The 10,545-nt window shown below is 58.7% G+C and carries 11 protein-coding genes; 6 read left to right on the top strand and 5 right to left on the bottom strand.

The window, feature by feature from the left end; genetic code table 11:
• The 5 genes from V7714_RS20385 to V7714_RS20365 all read left to right on the top strand — a co-directional run.
• Window positions 1-373 (top strand): hypothetical protein (locus tag V7714_RS20385; protein WP_335711378.1); only part of this gene is annotated, 373 nt, incomplete at its 5' end.
• 55 nt (window positions 374-428) lie between these two features.
• Window positions 429-2,456: a PhoX family protein gene (locus V7714_RS20380; RefSeq protein ID WP_335711377.1), complete on the top strand. Its 2,028-nt coding sequence runs from the start codon at window positions 429-431 to the stop codon at window positions 2,454-2,456.
• 110 nt (window positions 2,457-2,566) lie between these two features.
• On the top strand, window positions 2,567-2,896 hold the full coding sequence (locus tag V7714_RS20375) for an FKBP-type peptidyl-prolyl cis-trans isomerase (protein WP_284195853.1): 330 nt from the start codon (window positions 2,567-2,569) through the stop codon (window positions 2,894-2,896).
• 105 nt (window positions 2,897-3,001) lie between these two features.
• Complete coding sequence (locus V7714_RS20370; RefSeq protein ID WP_290334202.1) at window positions 3,002-3,778, top strand: DUF2189 domain-containing protein; 777 nt, start codon at window positions 3,002-3,004, stop codon at window positions 3,776-3,778.
• An 86-nt stretch (window positions 3,779-3,864) separates the two neighbouring features.
• Entirely contained in the window at window positions 3,865-4,806 is a 942-nt protein-coding gene (locus V7714_RS20365; protein ID WP_335711376.1) for a D-2-hydroxyacid dehydrogenase, read from the top strand.
• Between the two features lie 43 nt (window positions 4,807-4,849).
• Here V7714_RS20365 and modC read toward each other — a convergent pair whose 3' ends face one another.
• The 3 genes from modC to modA are packed head-to-tail and all read right to left on the bottom strand — an operon-like array spanning window position 4,850 to window position 7,362.
• Entirely contained in the window at window positions 4,850-5,923 is a 1,074-nt protein-coding gene (modC, locus tag V7714_RS20360) for a molybdenum ABC transporter ATP-binding protein (RefSeq protein ID WP_335711375.1), read from the bottom strand.
• Window positions 5,920-6,588 carry a molybdate ABC transporter permease subunit gene (gene modB / locus V7714_RS20355; protein WP_335711374.1) on the bottom strand — a complete coding sequence of 223 codons (669 nt, stop codon included), beginning with the start codon at window positions 6,586-6,588 and terminating at the stop codon, window positions 5,920-5,922. The genes modC and modB overlap by 4 nt, the downstream gene beginning before the upstream one ends.
• A gap of 24 nt (window positions 6,589-6,612) precedes the next feature.
• Window positions 6,613-7,362: a molybdate ABC transporter substrate-binding protein gene (modA, locus tag V7714_RS20350; RefSeq protein WP_335711373.1), complete on the bottom strand. Its 750-nt coding sequence runs from the start codon at window positions 7,360-7,362 to the stop codon at window positions 6,613-6,615.
• A gap of 131 nt (window positions 7,363-7,493) precedes the next feature.
• Between modA and V7714_RS20345 the strand changes: the two genes are divergently transcribed.
• Complete coding sequence (locus V7714_RS20345; protein ID WP_335711372.1) at window positions 7,494-8,273, top strand: TOBE domain-containing protein; 780 nt, start codon at window positions 7,494-7,496, stop codon at window positions 8,271-8,273.
• 125 nt (window positions 8,274-8,398) lie between these two features.
• On the opposite strand, the gene V7714_RS20340 is transcribed toward V7714_RS20345, so the two are convergent.
• Together V7714_RS20340 and V7714_RS20335 are read right to left on the bottom strand one after the other, a co-directional pair.
• The gene (locus tag V7714_RS20340) at window positions 8,399-9,385 is read right to left on the bottom strand and encodes a DUF4238 domain-containing protein (RefSeq protein ID WP_335711371.1); all 987 of its coding nucleotides are present in this window, start codon (window positions 9,383-9,385) and stop codon (window positions 8,399-8,401) included.
• Window positions 9,386-9,670: 285 nt separating this feature from the next.
• Window positions 9,671-10,348, bottom strand: a complete 678-nt coding sequence (locus V7714_RS20335) for a hypothetical protein (protein WP_335711370.1) — start codon at window positions 10,346-10,348, stop codon at window positions 9,671-9,673.
• Window positions 10,349-10,545: the final 197 nt, after the last annotated feature.

Raw genomic sequence — 10,545 nt, 5'->3', positions numbered from 1 at the left:
ACCGTCAGCGGCTTGCAACGCCGCCATTCGCCGGCAAGGCTGCGAACCCGTAGGGCTGATCTGGAAAACGGCCATTCACTGCGTTGTGGCGCTTGGCAATAACTTGTTATTGCCTGCGCACCACGCCTTGTGCTTGGCCATTTTCCAGACCAGCGACGAGGTGAAAAGACATGGAACAGGCTCTAAACAGCTCTGCTTGCGGCGTAGCTCGCGGCAAGCTTGGGATAGTCGAGCCTGCACGCAAGCAGTACCAGCAAAAAAGCGACAAATCACGCGATCACGCCATTTTTACAACACTGCTGTCGCCAGCATCCCTCAGATCGTTATTCATACCGGGTTTTATGACCGCAACAAATCCTTCAACGCGACGTAATACAGCCCCCTAATAATCCGCGCTCCTTCCCACTCCCCTCCCCCTGGAGCGCACCATGAGTCAGTTCGACGACAACGAGAACATTTCGATCAACCCCAGCCGGGCAGAGCACTTCAACCAACTGGTCGACCGTGTCGTCTCGCGTCGTGGAATACTGAAAAGCGGTCTGGGCCTGGGCGCCGTGGCTTTCCTGGGCGGCAATCTGGCCGCCTGCAGCAGCGATGGTGGTACCGAGCCCGTAGCGCCCGTGCCGCCACAAGCCCCCATGCTGAATTTCAAGCAGGTCAGCGTCGGCAGCGGTGACGCCATCGTGGTGCCCGAGGGCTATGTGGCCGAAACTTTCGTTCCCTGGGGTACGCCCCTGGTCAAGGGTGCGCCTGCCTGGAAACCGGATGGTTCCAACACGGGTGCAGACCAAGCCCTACAGATGGGTGACAACCACGATGGCATGCATTACTTCCCCATCAGTGGCACCAATAGCAGCGAAGGCCTGCTGGTGATGAACCATGAGTACATCAACCCGGAGTACTTCTTTGCCTATGAGCCTGGCCAGACCGATGTTTTCGGCACCTGGACATTGGACAAGGTACGCAAGGCCCAGCACGCCCATGGCGTCTCGGTAGTCCATATCAAGAAGGATGCGGCCGGCAAGTGGCAACTGGTAGTCGGCTCGGCCTACAACCGCCGCATACACGGCAACACCCCCATGCTGATGACCGGCACTGCGGCAGGACACGCCCTGCTCAAGACCAGCGCCGATCCGTTCGGCAGCTATGCCTTCGGCACCCTCAACAACTGCGGCAATGGCTATACCCCTTGGGGCAGCTATATCACCTGTGAAGAGAACTTCAACGGCTACTTTGGCACGACGGTGAGCGGTGCCAGCCAGACCGCGCTGATGAAGCGCTACGGTTTGTCCTCTGGCCGCTCGGGCTATCGCTGGGAGGATTTCGACAACCGCTTCGACTGGGCCAAGGAGCCGAACGAATCGAACCGCTTTGGCTGGATCGTTGAGATCGACCCTTTCGACCCGACCTCCACCCCCAAGAAGCGCACAGCCCTGGGGCGTTTCAAGCACGAAAACGCCGCCTATGCCATCGCCGCCGATGGCCGCGTAGTGGTTTACATGGGCGACGACCAGGCGGGCGAGTTCGTCTACAAGTTCGTCTCGGAGGGCAAGTACGATGCAGCCAACCCCACCGCCCCTGCCAACCGCAACCTGCTGGAGAGCGGCAAGCTCTATGTAGCCCGATTCAGCGATGGCGCCACCAAGGGTGATTCCATGGGTACGGGCGAGTGGCTGCTGCTGGACAAAGAAGCCAACCCCAGCCTGAAGACCGATGCCACCCTGCCTGACCAGGCCAGCGTGCTGATCAATGCCCGCCAAGCTGGCACCGTGGCCGGCGCCACCCCGATGGACAGGCCGGAATGGGTTTCGGTACATCCCACCACCAAGGAGGTTTACCTGACCCTGACCAATAATTCGGGCCGTAGCACCACCGATGACGCCAACCCCCGCACCAGCAATGTTTATGGCCAGATCATCCGTTGGCGTGAAACCGGGGGCGATGCCGCCGCCTTGACGTTCGAATGGGATCATTTCGTACTGGCCGGCAACCCCTCGGCCACACCGCTGAAATCGGCCGGCTCCAGCAACATCAACGCCGGCAACACCTTCAATAGCCCCGATGGACTGGCGTTTGACCATGATGGTAGGCTGTGGATACAAACCGACGGCAGCGCCGCCAATACGGGCAATTACGCCGGTCAGGGCAATAACCAGATGCTGGTCGCCGACCCCAAGACCCGTGAAATCCGCCGCTTCCTGGTCGGCCCCTCGGGCTGCGAGATCACCGGCATCACCTTCACGCCCGACATGAAGACGCTGTTCATCAATGTGCAGCACCCCGGCGAGCTGGGCAGCCACCCCAATCGGCCTACCATCCCCACGGGCACCTCGGCAGATGTCTACACCCTGCAGAACCCGCTGGTATTCAGCAAATGGCCAGATGCAAATGGCGGGCGTCCGCGTTCCGCCACCGTCATCATTACCAAGGCCGATGGCGGGAAAATCGGCAGCTAGTCGGGCAACACGCAACACTACCGTAGGGCCGGCACACGTCGGCCCTATTTTTTTGCCGCTGGGCGTATCATCCTGCCGTTTTCACTCTCGTATACAAAGAAGGCAATACCATGACCGATACCCTGATCATTGACGACATCAAGACCGGCGACGGCGCTGAAGCCAAGGCAGGCCAGGAAGTCACCGTGCATTACACAGGCTGGCTGACCGATGGCACCAAGTTCGATTCCAGCAAGGATCGCGGCATTCCCTTTTCCTTCCCACTGGGTGCAGGCCATGTCATCAAGGGCTGGGATCAAGGCGTGCAAGGCATGAAGATAGGCGGCGTGCGCAAGCTGACCATTCCACCGGCCATGGGCTATGGTGCGCGCGGCGCAGGTGGCGTGATTCCCCCCAACGCCGTACTGGTGTTCGAGGTGGAGCTGCTGGGCCTGGAGTAAGCGCCGTCTAGCGGCAGCGTAGTTCACTACGCATCGTCAAGGCGGCCTGGTGTCGCCTTGACCAGTTCGAATCAATCACCGCCCACAATAACGAGGAGACACCTTATGGCGGAATTGCTCGACGATGCACCTCCCGTGGTGCTGCATACCCGTGTGCGCGATCTACCCTGGCACACGCCCTTCAAATGGCTCAAGTTGGCACTGGGCGATATCCGCGCCACACCAACCGGCCTGCTGTTCTACGGCAGCGCCTTTGTCGCCATGGGCTGGGCCATACGCGGACTATTTGGCTACGCGCCGGAACACACCATGACCCTGGTCACGGCCTTTCTCCTGGCCGGCCCCTTTATCTGTCTGGGCCTGTACGAGATCAGCCGCCGACATGAGACGGTCGACAAGGTAAAGCTGTTGCCCACATTGACTGCCTTGCGCATCAATGCCTCGGGCATCAGCCTGTTTGCCATCATCCTGGCCCTGCTGGTGGCCGGCTGGATGCGCGTCTCGGTGGTGGTGTTCGCCCTGTTCTTTACCGACGATATCCCGTCCGTCGCGGTGATGCTGACCCCCAAGTTCCTGCTGCAGCCAGACAATATGACCTTCATGATCATCTGGCTGGGCTCGGGCGCCCTGTTTGCCCTGCTGACCTTCGCCCTGTCGGTTGTATCCATTCCCATCATGCTGGACCGCGATGCCGATACCTTCAATGCCCTGTTTGCCAGCGTACGGGTATGCCTGGCCAATCCGGTCTGCATGCTGACCTGGGGCGCCATCATCGTGCTGATCGTGCTGGCAGGCTTTGCTTTGTGGGGGGTGGGCGTGGCGCTGGCGGTGCCGCTGGTAGGCCATGCAACCTGGCATGCCTATCGCGCCCTGATCGAATAAGCGCCAACCTGCTCAACGACAGATGGGCCGCCCAGATGGCGATGCGTTAGCATTGCCGTCTCCACAGCCCACCGCAAGTCACCGCCATGAATATCGTCTTCCTTGATCGTGCCAGCCTACCCGCCCCGCTGCGCACCCCCAGGCTGCCGCACCACTGGCAAGCGTTTGATGCCACCGCTACCACAGAGATCATCGCCCGCTGCCAGGATGCCGATGTGGTCATCAGCAACAAGGTAGTGCTCGATGCAACCACCCTGGCCGCCCTGCCCCGGCTCAAGCTGATCGCCGTGGCGGCGACAGGCGTCAACAATGTCGACCTGGCCGTGGCCCGCCAGCGCGGCATAGCGGTAAGCAATATCCGTGGCTATGCCGACGCAACCGTGCCCGAGCACGCCTTGATGCTGATGCTGGCGCTGATGCGCAACCTGCCTGCCTATCAGCAGGATCTGGCCAAAGGCGCGTGGGCGCAGTCCCCCTATTTCTGCCACTTTGGCGCCACGGTTCGCGACCTGAACGGCCGCACTTTGCTGGTAGTCGGCAGCGGCTCACTGGGCCAGGGTACAGCCAAGCTGGCCCGCGCCTTTGGCATGAATGTCGTGTTTGCAGAGCGTAAGGGCGCTGGCAAAATACGGCCCGGCCATATCGACTTCGAGCAGGGCCTGCGTATGGCTGACATCATCAGCCTGCACTGCCCACTCAACGACAGCACCCGGGGGTTGATTGATGCCGCCGCCCTAGCCGCCATGAAGCCCGGCGCCGTGCTGATCAACACGGCACGCGGCGGCATCGTCGATGAGACGGCCTTGCTGGAGGCACTGCATAGCGGACATCTGGGTGGGGCCGGCGTAGACGTGCTGCACGAAGAGCCGCCCCGCCAGGGCAACCCGCTGCTGGATGCAGGACTACCCAACCTGATTGTGACACCCCACATAGGCTGGGCCAGTTTCGAGGCCATGAGCCGGCTGGCAGAGCAGTTGATAGAGAATATCGAGCTTTGGGCTGCCGGCACGCCCCGTAATCTGGTTTAAGCGCCGCGAGCCTATGCCATAAGCAGCCCTGGCCCGCAGCAGGCTAAAGCAGTGCAGCTGACTTGATCTGCGCCCACACCTTGCTGCCCACCTGCAACTGCAGATTGTCGCAAGACAGGCGGGTAATGCGTGCGGCCAGCGACAACTCCCCCACCATCAGGCTCACCAGCACTTGCGCGGGATGGGATGATGGGTGGATGGCCTCCACCACGCCCGGCAGCCGATTAAGGATGCTGGTGTCGGTTTCTTCGTGCAACGTCAGACTAACGTCTCGGGCGCGTATGCGCACCCTGCAACCATCGGCGGGCTTCAGGCCCTGCTGGGGTACGCGTAGCGCACCACCGGCGCAGCTCAGTTGCGCCAACTGGTACTGGCTGTCCACATGGGTGACCACGGCCTGCACGATCACACCGATCTCGTCCTCAAAACTGGCAGGCAGGTCCGGGCGTGCCAAGGTGCTGGACAAGGGTCCGGCAGCGACCACCTTGCCTGCCTCCAACAAAACCAGGTGATCAGCCAAGCGGCTGACTTCCTCCATGGCATGGGTCACATAGACCATGGGAATGGCAAGCTCACGATGCAGCCTATCCAGGTAAGGCAATATCTCGTCTTTACGCGGCTGATCCAGCGCGGCCAGCGGCTCATCCAGCAGCAGCATCCGTGGCGACGCCAGCAAGGCGCGGGCGATAGCCACCCGCTGGCGCTCGCCGCCAGAGAGCCGCGTCGGCAAGCGTTCCAGCAAATGGCCTATGCCCAGCAGTTCCAGCGCACCATCCCAGTGCAATCGCCGTTGCGCCATGGGGGTACGCTGCAAACCGAATTCCAGATTGCGGCGTACGTTCAAGTGCGCAAACAGGCTGGCCTCCTGAAACACCAGACCCACGCCACGCAAGTGGGTAGATAGCGCAACCCCGCGCTCACTATCGAGCCAGACCTCGCCCGATACCTCCAGATAGCCACGCGCCGTGGGCTCCAGGCCCGCCAGGCAACGTAGCAGACTGGTTTTGCCCGAACCCGATGCGCCAAACAATGCGGTCACCCCGCTACCGGGTAGGCTCAGCTCGGCCGCCAGCCGGAAAGCCCCCAGCCCGCACGACAATTTGGCTCGTATGCTCATGCCCGCCGCTCCCGGTTTAGCAGGTGCAGCCCCAGCAGAACCACAAAGCTGAATACCAGCATGCCTGCCGCCAGATAATGCGCCTGCGTGTATTCCAGCGCCTCGACACGGTCATAGAGCAGCACCGAGATCACGCGCGTCTGGCCAGGGATATTGCCCCCTATCATCAGTACCACCCCAAACTCGCCCACAGTATGGGCAAAACTCATGACGGCCGCAGTAATCAACCCAGGCCGCGCCAGGGGCAGTACCACGCTGAAAAAGGTATCGTACGGCGAGGCGCGCAAGGTGGCTGCGACCTCCAACGGCCTTGCACCTATGGCCCGGAAAGCCTGCTGCAAGGGTTGTACGGTGAACGGCAGCGAGTAGATAACAGAGGCAAGCAGCAAGCCTGTGAAGGTAAAAGGCAGCAGCCCCAGCCCCAGCCAGGTAGTGAACTGCCCAAGCGGCCCTTGGCTGCCCATCAGCAACAGCAGATAGAAGCCCAACACGGTAGGCGGTAGTACCAGCGGCATGGTCACCAGCGCCCCGACACAACGTGCCCAGAGACTATCGGTGCGCGCCAGCCACCAAGCCAGCGGCGTGCCCAGGCCCAGCAACAGCAAGGTGGTCAAGGTCGCCAGCTTGGCGGTGAGCCAGATAGCAGCCCAGTCATCGGCGGTCATGATGTAAGGCTGCCCCGATGGCCACTAGGGAGCATAACCGTAGCTCGCCATCACGGCCCTGGCTGCATCCGTTTTCAGGTAGCCGAGCAAAGCGCTGGCCGCCGGGTTGTCGCGGCCGCGAAGCAGCAAAACTGCATCTTGCTTGATGGGCGTATGCAGTTGCGCCGGAACAACCCAGCCAGAGCCGCTACGCATCCGTCCGTGCTCATAGACTTGCGACAAGGCTACAAAGCCCAGCTCGGCATTGCCGGTCGAGACAAACTGATAGGCCTGGGCAATGCTCTCACCCTGTACCAGCTTGGGCAGCATGCTGGTGTAGACGCCCATCGCAATCATTACCTCCGTGGCAGCCACACCATAGGGAGCCACCTTGGGATTGGCGATAGCCAGGTGATTGAAACCGCCCGTTTTCAATACCGCACCCGTATTGTCCACCACACCCTGCTTGGGGCTCCACAATGCCAACCGCCCCTGGGCATAGGTGAATTGGCTTGCGGCAATAGCCAGGCCATCCCGCACCAGCCGCCGCGGCGTTTCGTCGTCAGCGGCCAGCAAGACCTCAAACGGCGCGCCCTGGCTGATCTGCGCATAGAACTTGCCTGTCGCGCCGCTGCTAAGCAGCACTTTGTGCCCGGTCGATAGCTCAAATGCCGCCGCTATCTTCTGCATGGGCACGGCAAAGTTCGCCGCCACTGCCAACTGCACCTCGCCCGCCTGTGCGCTGGGCGCAAACGTCATAAGCAAGGGCATCGCCAACAGGATCAGGTTCTTCATGCACACCACTCCAAAGACAGATTCATACACTTGGGCACTCAGCATCGCTATGCAGTTTACTACATAGCGATGCTGAGTGCCCAAGTGCCCTACAATAATGGCATGCCCATCTACAGCCCACCCCAAGCCCCATGGCTACCCTGCCGCTAATCCCTGCACTGGGCACAGAAGGCGGCTCGCCCATACCGGCCAACCGCATACTGCTACTGGAAGCCATTGCCGAAAGCGGTTCCATCAGCCAGGCCGCCAAGGCGGCAGGGCTCAGCTATCGCGGCGCCTGGAATGCGCTGGATGATCTGAATGGCTTAAGCGAGACGCCATTGGTCAGTACCAATATCGGGGGCAAAGGAGGGGGCGGTGCCTATTTAACCCCTGCCGGGCGACACCTGATCAGCGTCTATCGCGCCATGGAGCAATTGCAGCGTAGCCTGCTGCGCGACATTGCAGCCCTGCCCGACGCCGCGAGCAGCCTGCAAACCCTGCGTAAGCTCATGCTTAAAACCAGCGCCCGCAACCAGCTCTATGGCACAGTAAGCCATATTGCGCCGGGACATAGCAACGATCAGATCACACTTACCCTGCCAGGCGATCTCACCCTGCTTGCCACCATCACCCGCGAGAGCACCGAACTGCTGGAACTCAAGCCCGGCAGCGCTGTTGCGGCCCTGGTCAAAGCCTCCTGGGTACGCCTGACGGCAGGGCACAACCCGTCAGCGGTATCGGGCGACAATGCCCTGCACGGCCACATCAGCCCCTTGCTGCGCGAGTCAGGGCAGGCAGAAGTCGCCGTATTGCTGACCAATGGCCTCAGCCTAGTAGCGCAGGTAGATAAGGCGGAGGCTTGGCCACTGCACCAACCCGTCACGGCGCATATCGCCGCAGGCAACATCATTCTGGGCGTGGGCTATTGAGCGTATTGCTTGGGCATGTGGCGCTTCTCTAAACCCAGGCGTCGGGCAGCGCCCCATGCTCACAAGCTAAGCATAAAAAGCTATTCCCAACATATGCTTCGCTTTCAACGTCGACTAGGTACGGCCTATCGCGCCTGGAGCTTCGGCTGCCATTTTTTACTGGCAAGCCCCAGGTACTCAGCCAATGACCGTAACAGCGACTCGTCACGTCCTACGATGAAGCGCTGGCACCGGCTCGCAACCGTAAGGTTGAGTTGCCGAACAGTATCGGCATTGGCTGCAATCCACTTCAGATTGCCTCCGTTCCCGCACATGACCAACATGGAAGACTCCGTCAGCGGAAAGAGGACGATCGCGTCGGCACTGCCATAGCCGATACCGTAAAAGCTATCGGCTGACGTGCCCTCGCTAGTTAAAACCACGGGCGCATCTGTGGTAATGAAGGACTTTTTATCGCATTCCCGGATAAAGACCATCCAGTCGCGCCCTGCCAAAAGGGGCGCAACCTTGAAGGCCAGGTCGATGGCCATCTTCACTGCCCAGGTATGGTCGACCTCCACCTTGCAGCCGCCGTTCTGGGCCATGTCCACCATGAATCTGGCGTCTTCGAGAATCGTCTCATCAGACAGCCCTGCATATTCCGGGTTTTGCCGCATATCGGCGGCGACATCTTCTACGTCGGTGTAAAGTCGCTTCGCGGTATCAAGTACATGGGCTTCCTTGAAAAGCTTTAGGGAATCGATAACGTCAGGCGTACGCATCGCTGCAAGCGCAACAAAGATGGCAAGGTTAGCACGTTCATCGTCATCAATCTGCTTACCGTCAGCCAACTTTTCAACGATCGGGGTCGCTTTGCTTTCAAAGTCAGAAAGCATCGCTTCGATCTCATACCGACGCCGGCCATCGGCATCCTGTACCGTATAAAAGTGCCCAATAACTCCGGTGTTGATAGGCTGCTGTGACCGAAATTCGTTCAGCTCACGATCGTAAACCGCCACCAACCCACCTTGCGTGAACCCTTCAAGGTAAAATTGCGGCAGAAAGTGATGTCGCTTCGGCCCCGTCAAAAGCGGGCGTTGGACACCTTTATCTTCAGCGGGTTGCGCCTGCATTGGGCTAACCTAGGTAAGCATCCGTTCCGCAATTTATCAAAAAAAGCATCTGAAGAACCGCATGGTTAAGCCATGTCGGTAGCAGTTTCGGAACGAATTTCTTGACAAATCCTGACAGCCATTCTGAACTTCCGCTCCTTAGCCCAGGCAGTACCACCAATAGTAATTATAACCTGAAACTTACAAATCCACCTTCGACTCGTGAAGCGAAAATCTCCCCAGATTGCTATCGCTCAATAACTGTTCAAATTCCATGGAAGAACAAACATCCCGCCTAGTCAACTTCTATACGCTCAACTGAGCGTACTCCTTCAGCATAGGAAATTCAAGCAAAAACCCCAAATCATCATCTAGTGCAGAGCCGGGTAGATCACTAGCATAGCATTGAATTTTTTTCCTGGCATCATTTGTCAAATACTGCCACGAATCCCCATAAGTCTCCAGAAAGGAAACGGCATTACTCATCGAATCATCTAGGACAGCTTTGAATAGAACAGGGAATTCCTTCTCGAAGAATTCTCGGGAAAACTCTGGATAGAGCTCGATAGTAGCAAGGAGCGCAGCAGATAACCTCATACGCCGTTTAAATTCCATAGACCGCGCCTTGCTCAACAACTCCTTTACTAAGACGATTAGAAGGTTACGAACAAGCACCTTGCGTGCTCGCCCAAGAGGCCCCGACTCAAGAGCCAACCTTGCTTTTTCCTGAGCAACAGGAAAATACTTAGATTCAATATTTTCGACTATTCGTTCAAGTGCATATTTCCCTTGCACAAGAGGGTGCTGCAAAAGGTGAGTAATGGCTGAATGCAAATTCAATCCGGCCAATTCCGCAGAAGGAGAATATGCTTCATCATCAATATTAATAGACGGATGGGCGCATCTATTCCTACCCACCTGGAGGCGATACAAATCATCAAATTCTATTGATGACAGCAGCTCAAACTTATCTTTTGCAACCATCAACAAATTTCGCTCGAAGGTCAACGCCTGAACAACATCACCAGCTTTAACAATACTATCAATCTCCTGCAGACAACAGGGTCAGGTCTTGTTATTTGCATTGAAAGGTAGCTTTGAAAATGCAAAATACAAAACCCGACGTCCCCCCGGATTCAGTAGCACTCGGCTTTAGAGTCCGGGGGGTTAAGTTAGCCGAT

It is taken from the genome of Chitinimonas sp. JJ19, assembly GCF_036961565.1.
GTDB lineage: Bacteria > Pseudomonadota > Gammaproteobacteria > Burkholderiales > Chitinimonadaceae > Chitinimonas.
The sequence above is the reverse complement of the archived record's forward strand: the minus strand, read 5'-3'. Positions and strand labels throughout refer to the sequence as shown.